Source organism: Atopomonas hussainii (genome assembly GCF_900109735.1).
GTDB classification, from domain to species: Bacteria; Pseudomonadota; Gammaproteobacteria; order Pseudomonadales; family Pseudomonadaceae; genus Atopomonas; species Atopomonas hussainii.
Genome location: NZ_FOAS01000008.1, coordinates 66,684 through 86,560, shown reverse-complemented (window position 1 = coordinate 86,560; position 19,877 = coordinate 66,684). Strand labels below are relative to the sequence as shown.

General features: G+C 56.4%; 19 protein-coding genes. 7 read left to right on the top strand and 12 right to left on the bottom strand.

The window, feature by feature from the left end; all coding sequences use genetic code 11:
• Positions 1-115: 115 nt before the first annotated feature.
• The 3 genes from BMX80_RS09205 (at position 116) to BMX80_RS09195 (ending at position 4,781) form a co-directional block, all read left to right on the top strand.
• Positions 116-1,399, top strand: coding sequence for an NAD(P)/FAD-dependent oxidoreductase (locus BMX80_RS09205; protein ID WP_071872605.1), 1,284 nt, complete (start codon positions 116-118; stop codon positions 1,397-1,399).
• Between the two features lie 132 nt (positions 1,400-1,531).
• Positions 1,532-2,656 carry a GGDEF domain-containing protein gene (locus BMX80_RS09200; RefSeq protein ID WP_071872604.1) on the top strand — a complete coding sequence of 375 codons (1,125 nt, stop codon included), beginning with the start codon at positions 1,532-1,534 and terminating at the stop codon, positions 2,654-2,656.
• A 103-nt stretch (positions 2,657-2,759) separates the two neighbouring features.
• Complete coding sequence (locus tag BMX80_RS09195; protein WP_074867477.1) at positions 2,760-4,781, top strand: methyl-accepting chemotaxis protein; 2,022 nt, start codon at positions 2,760-2,762, stop codon at positions 4,779-4,781.
• A 12-nt stretch (positions 4,782-4,793) separates the two neighbouring features.
• Here the strand turns inward: BMX80_RS09195 and BMX80_RS09190 are convergent, their stop codons facing one another.
• The gene (locus tag BMX80_RS09190) at positions 4,794-6,224 is read right to left on the bottom strand and encodes an aminotransferase-like domain-containing protein (RefSeq protein WP_071872602.1); all 1,431 of its coding nucleotides are present in this window, start codon (positions 6,222-6,224) and stop codon (positions 4,794-4,796) included.
• Between the two features lie 156 nt (positions 6,225-6,380).
• Here BMX80_RS09190 and greB point away from each other — a divergent pair, with 156 nt between their 5' ends.
• A complete protein-coding gene (greB, locus tag BMX80_RS09185) occupies positions 6,381-6,881 on the top strand; it encodes a transcription elongation factor GreB (protein WP_074867475.1) in 501 nt (166 codons plus the stop codon).
• 703 nt (positions 6,882-7,584) lie between these two features.
• Here greB and lolD read toward each other — a convergent pair.
• Positions 7,585-8,265, bottom strand: coding sequence for a lipoprotein-releasing ABC transporter ATP-binding protein LolD (lolD, locus tag BMX80_RS09180; RefSeq protein ID WP_071872600.1), 681 nt, complete (start codon positions 8,263-8,265; stop codon positions 7,585-7,587).
• Complete coding sequence (locus tag BMX80_RS09175; protein ID WP_071872599.1) at positions 8,258-9,505, bottom strand: lipoprotein-releasing ABC transporter permease subunit; 1,248 nt, start codon at positions 9,503-9,505, stop codon at positions 8,258-8,260. Before BMX80_RS09175 ends, lolD begins: the two co-directional genes overlap by 8 nt.
• Before the next feature lie 90 nt (positions 9,506-9,595).
• On the opposite strand from BMX80_RS09175, the gene BMX80_RS09170 reads away from it, so the two are divergent.
• From BMX80_RS09170 to BMX80_RS09160, 3 genes are read left to right on the top strand one after another with little or no spacing between them, the layout of a single operon-like run.
• Positions 9,596-10,168, top strand: a complete 573-nt coding sequence (locus tag BMX80_RS09170) for a PilZ domain-containing protein (protein ID WP_074867473.1) — start codon at positions 9,596-9,598, stop codon at positions 10,166-10,168.
• Complete coding sequence (locus tag BMX80_RS09165; protein ID WP_407922788.1) at positions 10,165-10,464, top strand: phosphodiesterase; 300 nt, start codon at positions 10,165-10,167, stop codon at positions 10,462-10,464. The genes BMX80_RS09170 and BMX80_RS09165 overlap by 4 nt, the downstream gene beginning before the upstream one ends.
• Before the next feature lie 6 nt (positions 10,465-10,470).
• Positions 10,471-11,193 carry a glycerophosphodiester phosphodiesterase gene (locus tag BMX80_RS09160; protein ID WP_074867472.1) on the top strand — a complete coding sequence of 241 codons (723 nt, stop codon included), beginning with the start codon at positions 10,471-10,473 and terminating at the stop codon, positions 11,191-11,193.
• A 54-nt stretch (positions 11,194-11,247) separates the two neighbouring features.
• On the opposite strand, the gene sthA is transcribed toward BMX80_RS09160, so the two are convergent.
• From sthA to BMX80_RS09115, 9 genes are read right to left on the bottom strand one after another with little or no spacing between them, the layout of a single operon-like run.
• Positions 11,248-12,642, bottom strand: a complete 1,395-nt coding sequence (gene sthA, locus BMX80_RS09155) for a Si-specific NAD(P)(+) transhydrogenase (RefSeq protein WP_071872596.1) — start codon at positions 12,640-12,642, stop codon at positions 11,248-11,250.
• Between the two features lie 53 nt (positions 12,643-12,695).
• Complete coding sequence (nqrM, locus tag BMX80_RS09150) at positions 12,696-12,932, bottom strand: (Na+)-NQR maturation NqrM (protein ID WP_071872595.1); 237 nt, start codon at positions 12,930-12,932, stop codon at positions 12,696-12,698.
• On the bottom strand, positions 12,929-13,969 hold the full coding sequence (locus BMX80_RS09145) for an FAD:protein FMN transferase (protein WP_407922790.1): 1,041 nt from the start codon (positions 13,967-13,969) through the stop codon (positions 12,929-12,931). Before BMX80_RS09145 ends, nqrM begins: the two co-directional genes overlap by 4 nt.
• Positions 13,962-15,185 (bottom strand): NADH:ubiquinone reductase (Na(+)-transporting) subunit F, encoded by a 1,224-nt coding sequence (gene nqrF / locus BMX80_RS09140; RefSeq protein WP_139214068.1) that lies wholly within the window; start codon positions 15,183-15,185, stop codon positions 13,962-13,964. Before nqrF ends, BMX80_RS09145 begins: the two co-directional genes overlap by 8 nt.
• 15 nt (positions 15,186-15,200) lie before the next feature.
• On the bottom strand, positions 15,201-15,809 hold the full coding sequence (nqrE, locus tag BMX80_RS09135) for an NADH:ubiquinone reductase (Na(+)-transporting) subunit E (protein ID WP_074867469.1): 609 nt from the start codon (positions 15,807-15,809) through the stop codon (positions 15,201-15,203).
• The gene (locus tag BMX80_RS09130; protein WP_074867467.1) at positions 15,809-16,477 is read right to left on the bottom strand and encodes an NADH:ubiquinone reductase (Na(+)-transporting) subunit D; all 669 of its coding nucleotides are present in this window, start codon (positions 16,475-16,477) and stop codon (positions 15,809-15,811) included. Before BMX80_RS09130 ends, nqrE begins: the two co-directional genes overlap by 1 nt.
• Before the next feature lie 2 nt (positions 16,478-16,479).
• Positions 16,480-17,271: a Na(+)-translocating NADH-quinone reductase subunit C gene (locus tag BMX80_RS09125; protein WP_074867465.1), complete on the bottom strand. Its 792-nt coding sequence runs from the start codon at positions 17,269-17,271 to the stop codon at positions 16,480-16,482.
• Entirely contained in the window at positions 17,264-18,475 is a 1,212-nt protein-coding gene (locus BMX80_RS09120; protein WP_074867464.1) for an NADH:ubiquinone reductase (Na(+)-transporting) subunit B, read from the bottom strand. Before BMX80_RS09120 ends, BMX80_RS09125 begins: the two co-directional genes overlap by 8 nt.
• A gap of 3 nt (positions 18,476-18,478) precedes the next feature.
• Complete coding sequence (locus tag BMX80_RS09115; RefSeq protein WP_074867450.1) at positions 18,479-19,816, bottom strand: Na(+)-translocating NADH-quinone reductase subunit A; 1,338 nt, start codon at positions 19,814-19,816, stop codon at positions 18,479-18,481.
• Positions 19,817-19,877 lie beyond the last annotated feature (61 nt).

Below are 19,877 nucleotides of genomic sequence, written 5' to 3'. Positions count from 1 at the left end.
CCCCACACAACACAACCCGCAAGCCCCGTAAAACAACGCATGAGAGGCTTGGCTTGCCCGCTTGGCGGCGCTATGATCGGCGCCAATGTTTAAAATAATCAACAAGGCTTAAAAAATGACGAACACCCCGCACGCGCCTTCTTATTACGCCGGTTCCGCCAACCCAAGCCCTGCCCGCCCCGCCCTGCAAGGCGAGATCGAAACCGATATCTGCGTTATCGGTGCTGGCTACACGGGCTTATCTACCGCCCTGCACTTGGCCGAGAACGGCTTTAAGGTCGCCATCCTTGAGGCGGCGAAGGTGGGCTGGGGTGCCTCTGGACGTAACGGCGGGCAAATCGTCAACAGCTATAGCCGCGATATCGACGCGATCGAAAAGCAAACCAATAAGCGCAACGCCGAACTGATGGCGCACATGGCCTTTGAAGGCGGCCGCATCATTCGTGAGCGCATCGCTAAATACGATATCCAGTGCGACTTAAAAGACGGCGGCGTGTTCGCTGCCTTCAATGAAAAACAGATGGGCCATTTGCGCGCGCAGAAAGCCTTGTGGGAAAAACACGGCCACACCCAACTGGAAATGCTCGACCACGCAGGCATCCGCAAAGTGGTGAAAACCGAGCGCTATGTTGGCGGCATGCTGGACATGAGCGGCGGCCATATCCACCCACTGAACCTTGCCCTTGGCGAAGCGGCGGCCTTTGAAAGCCTAGGCGGGGTGATTTACGAACAAAGCCCGGCCACTCGCATTGAGCGCGGCGCCAGCCCAGTGGTGCATACCGAACAAGGCCGTGTGCGCTGCAAGTTTATTGTCGTGGCCGGCAATGCTTATCTCGGCAATCTGCTGCCGGAGCTTGCCGCCAAAGCCATGCCCTGCGGCACCCAAGTACTGACCACCGAGCCACTCGACCCAGAATTGGCCGCCGAACTGCTGCCACAAGATTACTGCGTAGAAGACTGCAACTACCTGCTCGACTATTACCGCCTAACCAGCGACAAGCGCATGATCTACGGCGGCGGCGTGGTTTATGGCGCCCGCGACCCGGAAGATATCGAACGCATTATTCGCCCGAAGATGCTCAAAACCTTCCCCATGCTGAAAGATGTGAAAGTCGATTACACCTGGACCGGCAACTTCCTCCTGACCTTATCGCGCCTACCGCAAGTGGGCCGTATTGGCGACAACATCTATTACTCGCAAGGCTGCTCAGGCCACGGCGTGACCTATACCCACGTTGCTGGTCGCGTGCTAGCCGAAGCACTGCGTGGTCAAGCCGAGCGTTTTGACGCCTTTGCTAGCCTGCCGCACTTCCCCTTCCCCGGCGGTCGTTTATTCCGCGTGCCGTTTACCGCCCTCGGCGCCTTCTATTACGACCTGCGCGACAAACTGAACATCTGATGGCAACCGGCCGCCCTGCGCAATGCCGGGCGGCCAACCATTGGTCAGCATGCTTGGCGTCAAACTAATCGCACGCTTTTCCCCTACCTGCTGCATGGTTACGATGGCTTACCGCCACAGCTGTCACTAATAATGCATAAAAAAGACACCAGCCAAGGCGCACAGCGACTGCGTCTGCAACGCTGGGCAACTGGCTTTTGCACCCAACTCATCGGCTTACTGCTGTACCTCTTCGGGCAGTGGTTAGGCGTCATCAATACACCCGCATGGGTTACTTGGCAGCTAGCCATCAGCCTTATTGCATGCTGCGGCCTTTGCCTGTACTTGCTTCTGAGTCAGAAGAACCTGCGCTTCAGCGATCCCGGCCTGACCGAACTGCAAATCCTGCTCGGCATTCTGTGGTCTAGTCAGTTCTATTTCTTCTTACCCACGCTGCGCGGCGAAGTGCTCGCGGTGTTTTTGCCTTTTTTGTTTTTCGGCGCCTATTACTTCAATCACTGGCAATACGCGCGGGTGAGCCTGTTCGCCTTTGCCATCAACGCCGCCGCAGTGGGCGTCAGTAGCTATCTGTATGGCAACGCTGACCTTCGCCTAGAGCTGTACCGTTTAGTGCTATTTGCCGCCCTCTTAACCGCGATCAGCATTATTGGCAGTCGCTTGTCGGCGGTACGGCGCGCCTTACGCCGCAGTCAGCGCGAGCTGGAGCAAAGCAATCAACGCATTCGCCAGCAGAGCCAACTCGACGAGCTGACGCACACCTTCAACCGCCGTCATCTTGATGAGCAGCTCAACGTGCTGCAGCAAAAGTTCGCCCTGCACAACCAAGTGTTTTCCGTCGTCATGCTCGACTTGGACCACTTCAAGCAAATCAATGATCAGCACGGTCACTTGGTCGGTGACGATGTGCTCAAACAGTTTGCTGCCTTTGTGAAACGCCACCTGCGCGAGTCTGACAGCGCCAGCAATCTCTCTTCACTGGCGCGTTTTGGTGGCGAGGAATTTGTTTTATTGCTGCCCAAAACCACCGAGGAACAAGCCCTGCAATGCGCCAACCGACTACTCGAAGCGCTGCAACAAGGCGCGCTAAGCATTGAGCCCAACACGCTAGAGCTGAGCTTTTCTGCCGGCGTGGCACAGATCGAAAGTAACGAAGCTGCCGAGCAGCTGCTTTTACGCGCTGACCTTGCGCTTTACCAAGCCAAACAACAGGGGCGCCAACGCTGCATTGCGGCCAGCAGTCTGACCTGCAAAGCGTGAAATCTCTGCCACACTGAAGCCATAAGCCCACGTTTTTCACGTGGCGAATAAAGCTCGCTGTCAGGCGACCGATAACAAGCGGAGAATGAGCAAGGAATTCGCCATGAAGCTGCTGATGCCGGGTATTCGACTGTTTGAGCGTTTTAATTTTGCGCGCAAATTTCAGTTACTGTTTTTACTGTTTCTCGCTCCGATGCTGTATGCCCTGTGGCAAATTACCAGTCAGGTTATGGCTGACCTGCGCAGCATTGATAGCGAACTCTCGGGTATCGAGCTCATCGCGCAACTCACACCACTGCAAGAGCTGGCCGCACTGCATCGCGGTAATGTGAATATTTGGAAGGCCGGTGACGAAGCCTTCAAAGCCGCCGCCAGCAACAACGAAAGCCCTTGGGGCGAAGCGGCGCAGCGTATTGAGCAGGTCGCCAGCGAACTGCAGCTCGACCCGCAAACACAAGCGCAGTGGCAAACCCTAGAGCAAGCCCGGCGCACCCTGTTAGTCGCGCAGCTAGAGAAAACGCCCGGCCCGGAAGCCTTGGAGCAGCACACGCTGTGGATCGAACAGCTTGCCGATTGGCGTGAAGCCGTCAGCAATGACACGCGCTTGAATCTTGACCCTTGGCTAGATACCTCATTGATTCTCGAGGCCTTGGTCGAGCAACTCCCAACGGTGCATGAAGGGCTCGCGCAAATTCGCGATCAAGGCGCTGCCATTGCCCATAACGGGCACTTCAGCCTCAAGCAACGGGTTGAGTTCGCCAGCCTGATACGCGACTTAGAGCGCTCTCGCCTAGCGCTGGATAAAACCCTCGACGCGCTGCTCAAGCAATACCCGAAGACCAGCGAGCAACTGCAACAACCCATCGAGCAAATGCGCAGCGATCTCGATGCCTTTATGGCCATGACCCAGCAGCGCTTGGTCGACAACCTGAGCCTAAGCGCCAGTGAGTATTTGCAAGTGGGCGCCGACAGCACCGCGCAGCTCAATCAGTTCAGCACGCGGCTGAGCGAGCGCTTTCGCGAGCGCATTGGCCATTACCGCAGCAACGCTCAGCAAACTCTGCTGACCAGTCTGTGTATTTTTGCCGGGTTAGGCTTGCTGGCGCTGTACAGCCTGATTTGTTTGAACAGCTCGATCCGCCGCAGCACCCTACGCATCACCGACGCCACCCACGCGATGAGCCAAGGCGATTTAACCCAACGCCTCAGCGTGCACGGCAATGACGAGCTGGCCAGCATTGCCGCCTCGCTAAAAAGCGCGCAGAACCAACTCAAAGAAACCCTACAGAGCGTCGATCAAGAAGCCGACCGGTTGAACGCCACCGTGTCACAGCTATCGCAGGAATCCGCCACCGCGCTGCAACAAGTCGAAGCCCAGCAACAGCAAGTCAGCCAGATTGCCGCGGCCTCGCATGAATTAGCAGCCACCGCACAGAACGTCGCGCAAAACTGCGAAATGGCTGCCCATGAAGCGGTACAAACCCGCGATGCCGCCGAGCAAGGCGCTAACGACAGCGCGAAAACCACGCAAAGCATGCAGCAGCTGGGCGAGCGCTTGGGGCAATCTGCACAGAAACTGCAACAGCTGCGTGATCAGGCCCAGCAGATCAACCAAGTGGTCGACGTGATTAAAGGCATTGCCGAGCAAACCAACTTGCTGGCCTTGAACGCCGCCATTGAAGCCGCCCGTGCCGGCGAACAGGGCCGCGGTTTTGCCGTGGTGGCAGATGAGGTGCGTAGCTTGTCGCAGCGCACGCAAGAATCCACCCAAGAAATCAGCCAAACCATCGGCGCCTTGCAAAGCATCGTCAACGACGCTTCACAGGTGATGGAACAAGCCTGCAAACAAGCCGAGAAAGACGTCAGCTCCGTCACCCACATGGGCGACAGCCTGCATGAAATCGCCGAAGCGGTACTGCGCATGACCGACATGATCAATCAAATTGCCGCTGCCGCCGAGCAACAGGCCGCCACCGCCGATGAAGTCAGCGGCAATATCCAACAAGTGGATACCGCCGCCGGCTTACTGCTGCAAGGCGCCCAAGCCGTGAGCTTGGCCAGCCAACAGCTGCAACAAGGCAGCCGCACCCTGCAAGACAATACCGCGCGCTTTCAGCTCGATTAAGCCAAGCGCCGCTTAGGCGCTGTGCAGCAGCTCATTGGCCAAACGGCCCAAAGTTGCCAGCGCCTGATCGGTTTCTTTGCGCCACGGAATCGCGCAATTAAGCCGCATACAGTGATTGAACTGCTCGCTGTTGGAGAAGATCACCCCCGGCGCAATACTGATGCCATGCTCCAGCGCTAAGCGATGCAAATCTTGCGTGTTGATCTTGCCCGGCAAGCTAATCCACAGAATAAACCCGCCCTGCGGCCGGGTGATCTGCGTGCCTTCAGGGAAATAACGCTGCACGGCCAGCTGATAGGCGGTGAGGTTTTTCCGGTACTCCTGCCGCACATGCCTTAAGTGCCGATCGTAACCGCCGTTTTCCAGATAAGACGCTACCGCCAGCTGGGTGACGCTGCACGCAGTGTGGGTGGTGAAGGTTTGTAGGCGCTGCACAGCTTCTTGATACGGCCCGGCGACCAGCCAGCCGACCCGTACGCCGGGGGATAAGGTTTTCGAAAAGCTCGAGCAATAAATCACCTGGCCGTGCTTGTCGTAGCCTTTCAGCGCTTTATGGCTGCCCTCTTCGAACATCAGCTCGCCGTAGATATCGTCTTCAATCACCGGTACGTTGAAGCTACGCATCAGCTTAAGCAGCTGCTTTTGTCGCTCGCTGGCCATTACCGCGCCCAGCGGATTGCCCAAGCGCGAGGTCATCACCAGCGCTTTAACCGACCAGCGCTCCAACGCCATCTGCAGTGAGTCCAAGCATAAGCCGGTGGTTGGGTCGGTGGGTATCTCCACCACTTTAAGCCCGAGCAGCTCGGCCAACTGCAAAAAGCCGTAATAGATCGGCGACTCCGTGGCTACGATATCGCCGGGCTTGGTCGTTACGCGCAGGGCCAGTTGCATGGCTTCTACGCAGCCATGGGTAATGGTGACCTGCGACGGGTTCACCGCCACGCCAGCATCACGCATACGAATCGCCACCTGTCGCCGCAGTGGCTCGTAACCCGGGCTGAACATATAGCTAAAGGCTTTTTGGCTGTTAAAGCGTGTGACTTTGGCCAAGTGCTGCTGCAGTGGGCGCAGCGGCAAGTAGTCGATATGCGGCACGGCAGCGCCAAGGGCCATGACATTATCGTCACGCCGCGACTCGGATAAGACTTGCTCAATGATGCTACCGCGCGTGACCTTGCTGGGCTTCTCGACCTTAGCGATATCCGGCGTTGGCGCGGTGAGCATGGCATTGGGGTGCACGTAATAGCCCGACTGCGGGCGGGCGCGAATAAAGCCCTGATCTTCCAGCGAGGCATAAGCCTGCAAAACCGTGGCGTGACTGACGCCCAGTTGCACGCTCATTTTACGAATCGAAGGCACACGCTCGCCAGCTTGATAGACACCGCGACTGATGTCATCGGCAAGCTGTTGGGCGATCTGTTGATACAACAGAAGATTGGTCATGGCGTGTCCTCCGTGCGCGGCCTTATCGATTGGGTTTAGCACAGTAACGCAAGCATGCAAGGTGTAACCATAACAGTTGGTCAGCAACTCAGCTGTACAGTACAAATCGATACAGCGCCGCTTGCCAAGCTTCTGCCGGCTATCGACAATCGGCGCATGTCACGTTATCGCCCCCCTCGCCGTCCCGGCACCGCCCTAATTACCGCCGCTGGCGCCGCCCGCCTGCAAGCTGAGTTGCATGAGCTATGGCATGTGCGCCGCCCGCAAGTCACCCAAGCGGTGAGTGAAGCCGCCGCCCAAGGCGACCGTTCGGAAAACGCCGAGTACACCTACGGCAAAAAAATGCTTCGCGAAATCGACAGCCGCGTGCGTTTTTTGCGTAAACGGTTGGAGGCACTAGAGGTGGTCGACCAACCACCGAGCGATACCGGCCGCGTGTTTTTTGCCGCTTGGGTGACGCTGGAAGATGAAAACGGTAACGAAAGCCGCTACCGCATCGTCGGCCCCGACGAGTTTGACCTGAAGGCAGGTTTAATCAGCATTGATTCACCGCTAGCGCGTGGCTTGTTAGGCAAGCCGCTCGATGCCGAAGTCAGAATTCACACCCCCACTGGCGAGCGGCTCTACTACATCACCGCTATCGACTACGAGACTTAACCCGGTCAACGCCGGCAAGGGCCGCACAAGCACCCCGCTACGCGCTACGCGCAGCAATTCGCCAAGCACAGGCGCCGCTTCGCGGCCATCCCACACCAAGTGATCGAAACTGTCGTCCGCGCATGCAGCCAGTTCAGCGGCACCCAGTGTTTGCCACTGCGCGCCATAACGCAGCGCTGCCAACTGCACATCGGCACGACTGCCGGCACAACTTAACAAGCGCGGAGCGGCCTGCACGCGACCAAGGGAGTGCTGCAAAAGACGGTAACGACAACGCGGCGAGAGCATAGTGAATTTCCTGTGAGCCGAGATACCGCTGGGTGCGGTGGCTAACACCGGACCAGCGCTTTAGCGGTTTTTGTAAAGCGCCCCGCAAGTTGCTGTTTAAATCGGCGCTGACAGCTACTTTAGGTAGCACTTTATGCTCGGTCAAGCAGAAAAAAGCCCGCCAACCAGGCTGTGTGAAAACGTCGCGAGCGCAGGCTAGGCAAGGCAAAAACAGGCGAAAAAGCGCAGTTTACGTGTGGTAAATACTCCGCACATCCTGTGCTCCGCCCTCGGGCCAGCTAAAGCTGTTCAAACCCGCCCCTGCGGGTTTGTGAGCATTTTGAGCCTGTTTTTAACGCCGCATAGCCAAGTGCAGTAGTTTTCACACAGCCTGCCACGGTGCACCGTGGCAGGCTTAATTTATAACTCGCAGCGTTTAAGCGCTGACTAAGCGCCCTTCGTCTAAGCGCCAGGCGTAATCCATCTGCGCGGCCAAACTGGTGTCGTGCGTGACCACCAAAAAGGCGGTTTTCAACGACTGACTCAACTCAAGCATCAGCTCTTGAATGCTTTTTGCGGTGTGCTGATCCAAGTTACCGGTCGGCTCATCCAGCAGCACCAACGCCGGTTGATTGATCAAGGCGCGGGCGATGGCCACCCGCTGCCGCTCACCACCGGAAAGCTCGGCCGGCTTATGCGAGATACGATGCTTTAAGCCGACGCGCTCTAACATGGCGGTCACACGACCACGGATATCCTGCATCGGCACTTTGGCGATCAGCAGTGGCATGGCCACGTTCTCAAAGGCGTTAAATTCCGGCAGCAAATGGTGGAACTGGTAGACAAAGCCCAGCGACTTGTTACGCAGCAAACCACGCTGACGCTCATTCAGCGCCGAGAGCTGCTCACCAGCCAGCCATACCTCGCCAGAGCTCGGCACATCAAGCCCCGCCAGCATATGCAGCATGGTGGTTTTGCCCGAGCCGGAACTGCCGACAATCGCCACCCGCTCGCCGGCTTTTAAGCTCAGCTCAACGCCGCGCAACACTTCCACCGCTTCCGGGCCTTCGTCATACGACTTGCGCAGTTCGACGCACTTCAACACCACATCATTCATAACGCAGCGCCTCCGCCGGTTGCACACGCGAAGCCCGCCACGCCGGGTACAGGGTCGCAAAGAAGCTCAGCAGCAAACCTGCCGAGCAGATCATCACTACGTCCGACAACAAGAGTTGCGACGGCAGATAATTGATGAAGTACACATCACTACTTAAGAACTGATGGCCGAGGAGCTTTTCCAGCGCGGCAATCCAGCTGGTGATATTCAGCGCGGCAATCACGCCCAACACACAGCCGATGGTGGTGCCAATCAGGCCAATCACACTGCCCTGCACCATAAAAATGCCCATCACTTGCGCGGGCGTGATGCCCAAGGTGCGCAAAATGGCGATATCGCCTTGCTTGTCGGTCACCACCATCACCAAGGTGGACACAATGTTGAACGCTGCCACCGCGATAATCAAAAACAGCAGCAAGCCAATCATGGTTTTTTCCATGCGGATGGCTTGGAACAGATTGCCGTGACTGCGCGTCCAGTCGCGCGGGTAGAAGTCTTGGCCTTCTAAACTGCGCGCTAACTCCCAAGACACGCGCGGCGCTTGGAACAAGTCTTTCAACTGCAAACGCACACCTTCGACTTGATTAGGCTTCCAGCGCTGGATGCGCGCCGCGTCTTCGACATGCACTAAGGCCAGCGAACCATCCAGATCGGCGCCGACTTTGAAGATACCCGCTACGGTAAAGCGCTTCAGGCGTGGGAATACGCCGGCTGGGGTGACAGAAGCTTCCGGCAGCACAAAGGTCAGCTTGTCGCCGACTTTAACGTTAAAGCGTCGCGCCGCCAGATCACCGATAACAATGCCAAATTCGCCGCTTTTTAGGTCTGCCAACTGGCCTGCACGCATGTGCTGGCTGATGATCGACACCTTGTCTTCGGCCTCGGGCAGCACGCCATTAACCAACACCGGCTGCACTTGGCCGCTGTGCGTGAGCATGCCTTGCATTTGCGTGAACGGCGCGACGCCGACCACTTCCGGATTGCTGCTGACTTTGGCCGCCAGCGCTTGCCAGTCCTCGACCGGCGTATACGACGTGATGGTGGCATGCGGCACCATACCGAGAATGCGCCCGCGTAGCTCACGATCGAAGCCGTTCATCACCGACAGCACCAAGATCATTACCAGCACACCCAGTGCCAAACCAATCATGGAACTTAAGGAAATAAACGAGATGAAATGGTTGCGCCGTTTAGCGCCGGTGTAGCGGATTCCGATAAACATCGGAAGCGGTCTGAACATGGATTTCTATCCCTGTGGGCATATTCCGGTAGCACGCCCTAAACTAGGGCTATTACACTGAAATGCAGTGACAAAACAGCGGGAGATTGTATGTCGAAATTAACCTCAGATGAACGACGCGATTTTTTTCGTGTGGCAGACACCGTGGCGTTGGAGTTCACCGCCATTGAAGATGCCAACGATGCCGATGAGGTGTTTAAGACATCGCCGCTGTTTCATTTGCTCGGCGAATTGCATCTGCTGGACTTCGACTCGCAGCACCTGTATCGCAACATCAATGAGCGCGATCGCACACTGGCCGCCTATTTAAAAATCATCAATAAGCGCATTGAGCTACTTGGCCAAGCACTGGCGCAGAGCTTCTTAGGCGGCAAAGGCCATCAGCAAGGGGTGACCCTATCCGAGGGTGGCATGGGCTGGGTGCAGCCCAAAGAAATTCCGTGCGGCCAATTGCTCGCACTCAAAATACTATTGCAGCCTCAGGCCATTGGCCTGCTGCTCAAGGGCGAAGTGGTTTACTGCAGCGAAAACACCCCGGGGCTGTATACCATTGGCTGCGAATTCAAAGACTTGAGCGAAGCGCAGCGTCAGTTACTGGCCAGGCACATCTTGCAGAAGCAAGCCAGCGAGCGCCGTGAAGAGCTTGAGCGCCATAAATCGTGAAGCCTCTGCGCATTGCCTTCACAGCGCTGGCCGTGCTGCTTAGCAGTGGCGCGCTGCACGCCGAAACCGTGCAAATTCCCCTAGGGCAACAAGGCAATCCCTTGATTGTGTTGCCCGAGCGCGGGCAAAGCCCAGCGAGCGTCAGCGCTCAGTTCGGCGAGCCCTTGCAGCGACGTCCCGCGGTGGGTAATCCACCCATCACACGCTGGGATTACCCGCAATTCAGTGTCTACTTTGAGCACGCTCATGTGATCAACACTGTGCTTATCCATGCTCCTCAACACAGCCAGCCCTAACCAACCATGACCATACTCGTTGGCCACCGCGGCGCACGCGGCGAAGTGCCGGAAAACACCCTACCCAGCTTTGTGCATGTGCAACAACTGGGCATTCGCCACGTTGAGCTAGACCTGCATCTGAGCCGCGACGGACAGCTAATGGTCATCCACGACCCGGACCTGCGCCGCACCACAGGCCGCCACGGGCGCGTCGATCATTGGCACAGTAGTGACCTTACCCAGCTCGATGCGCGGCGTAATGGCCCGCCATGCGCGCAGCCTTGCCCAATCCCCACGCTCGAGCAGTTGGTACTCGCTTGTGATTTCGATCATTGGCAGTGGGAAGTAAAAAGCGCCTCACGCAAGCGCTCACAACAGTTGGTGCAGGCCATCAAGCAACTGCACGACAGCCACAAGCTGCACGGCAAAGTCACCATCACCTCAAGCTCACGCAGTGTGCTGCGTGCAGCACAGCAACTGGCGCCGGAAATTCCTCGGGGATTCGTCGCCGAGCGTGCTTGGCTAGAGCCAATCAAAGTCGCCAAACGTTACGACTGTGCCTTACTGGTGCTCAACCACAAGCTATGCAGCCCGGCGCGCCTGCGGCACGCCAAGCAGCAAGGCTTGCACGTTTCGGTGTGGACGGTGAATCACGCCAAGGACATGCGCCGCTTGGCCAGCATGGGCGTCGACAGCCTGATTACAGACTTTCCCGGTTTGGCCATCGCCACGCTGCAGCAGGGTTAAGCAGCTGCTGCAGCGCGCGCTGCCCGACCAGCCCGGGAGACTGGTCGGTGCCGGTTAAAAAATCCGGTTCAAGCCATCCAGCGCCGCTACCCGGTAGGCTTCGGCCATGGTCGGGTAGTTAAACGTGGTGTTGACGAAGTACTTAATGCTGTTGGCCTCGCCCTTCTGGCTCATGATCGCTTGGCCGATATGCACAATCTCCGAGGCTTGGTCGCCAAAGCAGTGAATACCCAGCACTTCCATGGTTTCGCGATGGAAGAGGATTTTCAGCATGCCGACTGGCTCACGGGTGATTTGCGCGCGCGCCATATTTTTGAAGAACGCCTTACCGACCTCGTAAGGCACCTTCTCGTTAGTCAGCTCACGCTCGGTTTTCCCCAGCGAGCTGATCTCCGGAATGGTGTAAATACCCGTCGGCACATCATCGACAAAACGCCATGCATCATCGTTAACGATATTGCCTGCCGCTGAACGGCCTTGGTCAAAGGCGGCACTGGCCAAGCTCGGCCAGCCGATCACGTCACCAGCGGCATACACATTCTCGACGCTGGTACGGTAGTTTTCATCCACCGTCACCTGACCACGACCATTGGCCTGCAAGCCAATGTTTTCGAGGTACAGGTCCTGCGTATTACCGGTACGCCCGTTACACCACAAGAAGGCGTCAGCTTTGAGTTTTTTGCCGGACTTCAAGTGCAGCACCACGCCGTTATCGACACCTTCGACGCTGTCATATTCTTCGTTATGACGAATCAGCACGCCGGTGTTGCGCAGGTGGTAGCTCAGCGCATCGGAAATCTCATCGTCGAGGAAATTAAGTAGCTGATCGCGGGTATCTACTAAGTCCACTCGCACGCCCAAGCCACTGAAAATAGACGCGTATTCGCAACCAATCACCCCGGCGCCATAAATAATCAGCGAGCGCGGCGTGTGCCCCAAACGCAAGATGGTGTCGCTATCGTAGATACGCGGATGCGCAAAGTTCACATCCACTGGGCGATACGGGCGCGAGCCGGTGGCAATGATGATGTCTTTGGCGATCAGCTTCTCGACCACACCATTGGCACACACCACCTCAATGGTGTGTTCGTCGGCAAAGCTGCCTTTACCGCAAAACACATCCACGCGGTTACGCGCATAAAAACTGGTGCGCGACGACACCTGCTTAGCAATCACCCGCTCGGCGCTTTTCAGCACATCGGGAAAGGAGAACCAGCGCGGCTCGCCGATCTGGCGAAACATGCTGTTGGTATTGAACTGGATGATCTGCTTAACCGAGTGACGCAGTGCCTTAGAGGGAATGGTGCCCAAGTGGGTGCAGTTGCCACCAATTAGCGAGCTGCGCTCAACCATGGCCACTTTACGCCCCAGTTTTGCGGCATTCATGGCCGCGCCCTCACCGGCTGGGCCCGAACCAAGTACCACTACGTCGTAGTTATAAACCGCCATCCATCACTCCTTAATCAATCGCTGCAGTGTGCCGTGAGGCCAAAAACGCACCACTAGACCTTGGTCGCGTCGTAGCTCTGGGCCTGCTTATTCGACGTGTTAGCGCCGTCTGTTTTATTCGTTTCTTCACATTTGGTCATATCGCCACCGCAAATCGAGCACTCTTTCTCGATCCCCAGGTTGGCAATACCACCACAAGAACCTGCGATGGGTTTACGCCCCATCATCACGCCGACGGCCATGCCGGCGACGACCAGTAAAAACACTAAAAAAGTCGCTAACCAAATCATTTTTCAACTCCTTGCGCGGCATAGCGCTGTTGATACAGCGGCGAACCCTGCGCGGTAAAACCAGACTCAGTGCGCGTGACAAACAGCGCGGCAATTTGATGAGCCTTGGCAAAACTGTAGCCCTGTTCCGGGCCCAGCACCATGAGCAGCGTGGAAAGCCCGTCGGCCAACTCAGTGGATTCGTGCAACACAGTTACCGAAGCCAGATGGTGATCAATCGGTTTTTCCGTACGCGGATCGAGCGTGTGCGATAAGCGCACGCCATCTTCCTCGTAATAATTGCGGTAATCACCGGAATTAGACACGCCAATGCCATCTAGTGTGACCACTTGCTGAGCTACTCGCTCGTTATCGTGCGGCGCTTCGATGGCGATCCGCCAGGGTTGCGCCTTCGGCTTAAGGCCTTGCGCTTTAAGCTCACCGGTTGCTTCAACCAGATAGCGCTCGACGCCCATAGCCTGTAAACGCTCGCCTAGCTGATCAATCGCATAACCTGCCACGATACTGTTGAGATCAAGCTCTAAGGCAACAGCCTTACACAGCAGCTCTCCTTGCATGCTCAGCTGCTGATAGCCCATACGTGCTTTTGCCGCAGCTAGCTCATCGACTGTTGGGTGTTTAGGGCCTTGTGAACCCGGGCCAAACCCCCACGCCCGCAGTAACGGTTTAATCGTTGGCTCAAAGGCACCGTCACTCTGCGCAGCCAGCTGCAGCGCCGTGGCGGTGACATGCCGAACGCTCTCTGGCATGGCCATGCAACTGCCCGCAGGCAATTGATTAAAACGGCTTAACAGGGAGTCTTCACGGTAGGTGGAAAAGGCCTGATCAACCTCGGCCAAGTAGGCTTCCACCATGGCCTGCACCTGCTCAACCGGCGGAGTGCTGTTGGTCGCAACAAACTGCACCGTGTACGTGCTGCCCATGGTTGGGCCGGAAAAACGTTCTACCTGCTCGCGTTCAACGAAACAGCCCGTCAAGGCTGCCAGCAAGCTGACAGTCAAGACGGGCTGGATCAGAGCGCGGCAGCGGTTAGCCACCAAAGTCATCGAGAAGAATGTTCTCTTTTTCTACGCCCAAGTCGGTCAACATCTTGATCACCGCTGCGTTCATCATCGGCGGGCCGCACATGTAGAACTCACAATCTTCCGGAGCCGGATGGTCCTTCAGGTAGTTCTCGTACAACACGTTGTGGATGAACCCGGTGTAGCCCTTCCAGTTGTCTTCCGGTAGCGGATCAGACAAGGCCAGATGCCACTTAAAGTTCTCATGCCCAGCTTGCAGTGAGTCGTACTCATCTACATAGAAGGCCTCACGCATAGAACGTGCGCCATACCAGAAGCTGATCTTACGGCTTGAGTTCAAGCGCTTGAGCTGATCGAAGATGTGCGAGCGCATCGGCGCCATACCGGCACCACCGCCGATAAACACCATCTCCGCGTCGGTGTCTTTGGCGAAGAATTCACCAAACGGCCCGTACACAGTGATTTTGTCACCCGGCTTCAGATTGAACACATAGGAGGACATCTGACCCGGCGGCACGTCTTTGCCCGGCGGCGGCGAAGCAATACGGATATTGAACTTCACCATGCCACGCTCTTCAGGGTAGTTAGCCATGGAATAAGCACGGATAACGGTTTCATCGACCTTAGAGACATAGCGCCACAGGTCAAACTTGTCCCAGTCGTCGCGGAAACGCGGCTCAATGTCGAAGTCTTTGTAGTTGACGGTGTGCGGCGGGCATTCCAGCTGCACATAGCCACCGGCGCGGAAGTCGACGCTTTCACCTTCGGGCAGACGCAAAGTCAGCTCTTTAATAAAGGTGGCCACGTTAGGGTTGGACTCAACAGTACATTCCCACTTCTTCACGCCGAAGACTTCTTCCGGCACTTCAATCTTCATGTCGGCCTTAACCGGCGTCTGACACGACAAACGCCAGCCTTCGCGGGCTTCACGCTTAGTGAAGTGCGACTCTTCAGTGGGCAGCATTTCGCCACCACCCGACTCCACCACACACTTGCACTGGGCGCAGGTACCGCCGCCGCCGCAAGCAGAAGACAGGAAGATGTTGTTACCGGCCAAGGTTTGCAGCAGCTTGCCGCCTGCCGGCACGGTAATGGTGCGCTCGCCGTTGATTTCAATGGTGACATCACCACTGGAAACCAGCTTGGCACGCGCCATGAGGATGATCACCACCAAGGCCAAAACAATGGCGGTGAACATGCCTATCGCGAGGAAAATCTCATAATTGATCATGCGTTCATCCTTTACTTACAGCTGCACGCCGGAGAAGGACATAAAGCCCAACGACATGAGACCAATGGTGATGAAGGTGATCCCCAAGCCTTGAAGGCCATCAGGCACGTCACTGTACTTAAGCTTTTCGCGAATACCGGCCAGAGCAGCAATCGCTAGCGCCCAAGAAAAGCCTGAGCCTGCACCGTACACCACGCTTTCGCTGAGGTTGTAATCGCGCTCAACCATGAACAAGGTGCCGCCCATGATGGCGCAGTTCACGGTAATGAGCGGCAAGAACACACCCAAGGCGTTGTAGAGGCTAGGTACGTACTTATCCAAGGTCATCTCGAGGATTTGCACGATGGCCGCGATCACACCGATGTAGCTCAGCAAGCCCAAAAACGACAAGTCAGCCTCAGGCAGACCTGCCCAAGCCAGTGCGCCGTCTTTTAGCAAGTAGGTGTAGATCAGGTTGTTAGCCGGCACAGTGATGGTTTGCACCACCACCACAGCGATACCCAGACCAATCGCAGTTTCGACTTTTTTCGAGATCGCGATGAAGGTACACATGCCCAAGAAGAAGGCCAGTGCCATGTTCTCCACGAACACGGCCTTCACGAACAAACTAATGTAATGCTCCATTAGTAAGCCTCCTTATTGGACACTTGCGGCGCCATCTTGAACGAAGGCTGCTCCACTTGGTCTTTCTTCCAAGCACGCAAGCCCCAGATGAACAAGCCGATCAGGAAGAACGCCGACGGCGGCAGCAGCAGCATGCCGTTGGGCAAGTACCAGCCGCCATCATTGATGACGGGAAACACTTCGTAGCCCATCAGCTTGCCAGCACCAAACAGCTCGCGAATCACACCCAGAGCAATCAGCATCACGCTGTAGCCCAAGCCGTTACCGATACCGTCAACAAACGACAGCATCGGCGGGTTTTGCATGGCAAAGGCTTCCGCACGACCCATCACGATACAGTTGGTGATGATCAAACCAACGAATACCGACAGCTGCTTAGACAGGCTGTAGGCGTAGGCTTTGAGCACCTGATCAACCAGAATCACCAAAGAGGCGATGATCACCATTTGCACGATCATACGAATCGAGCTGGGGATCTGGCTGCGAATCATGGAAATGAACAGGTTGGAGAAGCCACAAACCAAGGTCAGCGCCACGGACATCACCAGCGCAGTTTTCAGGTTTGAGGTCACCGCCAACGCTGAACAGATACCAAGAATCTGCAGGCCGATCGGGTTGTTATTAAAGATTGGGTTTAGCAGTACTTCTTTGGCTGTCATTTTCGACATGATCAAGCCTCCCCAGCACGTAGCTTAGCTAGGAACGGGCCAAAGCCCTGCTCGCCCAGCCAGAATTTCAGCAGATTGTCGACGCCCACGCTGGTCAGCGTGGCGCCCGCCAAGGCATCTACCTGATGAGCCGCGTTCGGGCTTTGCGGATCTACGCCGCCCTTCACGATAGCCACCGCAAGATTGCCCTCGGCGTCAAACACGGTTTTGCCCGGCCACTGACCTTTCCACTTCGGGTTATCCACTTCACCACCCAAGCCCGGCGTTTCCGCGTGCTGGTAGAAGCCCATACCCACCACAGTGTTCAAGTCACCTTTAAGAGCAATAAAGCCGTACAAGGTTGACCACAGACCATAACCACGCACCGGCAGAATAACGGTGCTGGTTTGCCCGTCGGTTTCTACCAAGTAAACCGTGGCCAAGTTTTCTTGGCGCTTAATTTGCGCCAAGTCTTCGCCACCTTTCAGTACACGCGAAGCCTTAGGGTCTTTGGCGGCCTTGAACTGGTCATAGGTTTTAGCATCCACCGCATCGGTGAATTGACCCGTACGCAGATCAACCACTTTGGCAACAATCTTGTCGCCATAGAGCTTTTTCACTTCGCTGCCAGACAGGGCTTTGCCGCCATCCAAGCCTGCGATGGCCAGAATGCTGCGCTGCTTATCCAGCTGCTTGTTTTCCACTTGCGTGGGCTTAAGTGCCACAGCAGCACCGGCGACGAACACCGAGCACACCAGGCAGACCAGCAACGCCACCGTTAAGGTACGTGCGGTCGATTCCTTCTGATTAGACATTGCGTGCCAGCCTCCGCTTGATGTTGGACTGCATGACAAAGTGGTCAATCAGCGGCGAGAACAAGTTAGCGAACAGAATCGCCAGCATCATGCCCTCTGGGAATGCCGGGTTGACCACACGGATCAACACCACCATCAGGCCAATTAAGCCGCCGAAGATCCACTTGCCCGTGTTGGTCATGGAAGCCGACACAGGGTCAGTCGCCATAAACATCATGCCGAAGGCAAAGCCACCAATCACCAAGTGCCAGTACCACGGCATGGCAAACAGCGGGTTTGTTTCTGAGCCAATGACATTGAACAGGGTGCTAGTAGCCACCATACCGATCATTACACCGGCAACAATACGCCATGCGGCGATACGGCTCAGCAGCAGTACGCCACCACCGATCAAGATAGCCAAGGTGCTTACTTCACCCATCGAACCTTGAATGTTGCCCAAGAAGGCGTCCATCCAAGTGATGCCGTTAGCGACGATGTTTTCTACGCCGCCAGAAGCGCCCAAGCTCAACGCGGTTGCGCCAGCGAAGCCATCTACGGAAGTCCATACCGCATCACCCGACATTTGCGCTGGGTAAGCGAAGAACAGGAACGCACGACCAGTCAGTGCCGGGTTAAGGAAGTTCTTACCAGTACCGCCGAAGACTTCTTTGCCCAACACCACGCCGAAACTGATGCCCAGCGCAACCTGCCACAGCGGAATGCTCGGAGGCAGAATCAGGGCAAACAGTACGGAGGTGACGAAGAAACCTTCGTTAACTTCGTGCTTGCGGATAGAAGCGAACAGCACTTCCCAGAAGCCGCCGACGATGAAGGTCACCGCGTAGACCGGCAGGAAGTACGCCGCGCCATGCACAAAGCAATCCCACACACTATTGGGATCAAAACCAGCGAACAGGCCGATCAGGCCAAAACGCCAGCCGTCTTGTGCCGCCAGTAAATCCGGCTGAGCAGCGAAGATGCTGTTAGCTTGCGCGCCAATGTTGTACATGCCGAAGAACATGGCCGGGAAGGTACACATCCAGACCAGAATCATCATGCGCTTTAAGTCCAAGCCATCACGCACGTGGGCGGTTGTCTTGGTCACAGACGCAGGGCGATACATAAAGGTGTCTACGGCTTCATACAGCGCGTACCACTTCTCGTATTTGCCGCCCGGCTCGAAGTTATGCTCGATTTTATCGAGATAGGAACGTAGTCCCATGGATCAACCCTCCTTCTCAATGCGGGTCAGGTTATCCCGCAGAATCGGGCCGTATTCGTACTTACCAGCACACACGTAGCTGCACAGGGCCAGATCTTCTTCATCCAGCTCTAAACAGCCCAGTTTTTGTGCCATTTCGGTATCGCCAACCACCAGATAACGCAGCAGCTGCGTTGGCAGAATGTCCAACGGCATGACGTTTTCGTAGTTACCCACCGGCACCATGGCGCGCGGCGAACCGTTTGTGGTGGTGGTGAAGTTGAACTTCTTGCCGGCCGACAGCTTGGCCAAGAAGATGTTGAGCACGGAATGCTTCTCTACACCGGCACGCAGGTAGTGGAACATTTCGCGGTCACGACCTTCTTTCAGGCAAGACACCTGCACGTGATAGCGGCCCAGGAAGGCAAACGCACCACGGGCAGTACGACCGCCCAGCAGCGAGCCCGATACCACACGGTTTTCACCCGGCTGCAGCTCGCCAGCGGTCAGTTCGTCCAAACTCGCGCCCAAGCGGGTGCGCAGCAGGCGCGGCTTATCGACCACAGGGCCGGCTAAAGCGACCACGCGCTCAGTCCACAGCTGGCCAGTAGTGAACAGTTTGCCGATGGCAACCACTTCTTGAGCGTTCAGGAACCACACTTGCTTAGTGACGGTTACTGGGTCCAAGTGATGGATGTGCGTACCCGGCAAACCGGCTGGGTGTGGGCCAGCAAAGCTTTCGCTAGTTACACCGGCAACATTGCCACCAGGCACCTTGCTGCCTTCGCCTTGACACAGGAACACCTTAGCCAAGCGCGTAAGCACCTTCAGGCCAGACTCAAAGTCAGCCGCGTGCTCAGCCACTGCTACAGCAGGGTCGCCGGCCAGCGGATGAGTATCCACTGCGGTAACGAAAATAGAAGAAGGCACGGCATCAACCGCCGGGACCTTGTTGAACGGACGGGTGCGTAATGCAGTCCACAGACCGGAATTGATCAGATTGTCACGGACAGCTTGCGGATCAAGGTCAGCCAACTTAGCGGCGTCGTACTGAGCAAAAGTCTCTTGCTCGTCGCCTTCTACGTCGATGACTACCGATTGCAAAACACGCTTTTCACCACGGTGAATGGCGCTAACCACCCCCGCTGCTGGTGCGGTGTACACCACACCCGGTGTTTTTTTATCGGCAAACAATACCTGCCCGAGTTTGACGCGATCACCGACTTGCACCTGCATCGTAGGCTTCATGCCGTGGTAATCAAACCCCACGACACCTACGCTGCGCACGGGCCTAGCGGCCTCGATACGCTGTTCAGGTGCACCGGTGATAGGCAGATCTAAACCGCGCTTGATTTTTATCATGTGCCTAGCCTAACCACTGGTTATAAGAATTCTTGGGTTTAAGCCTTCATCAGGTCCTAAA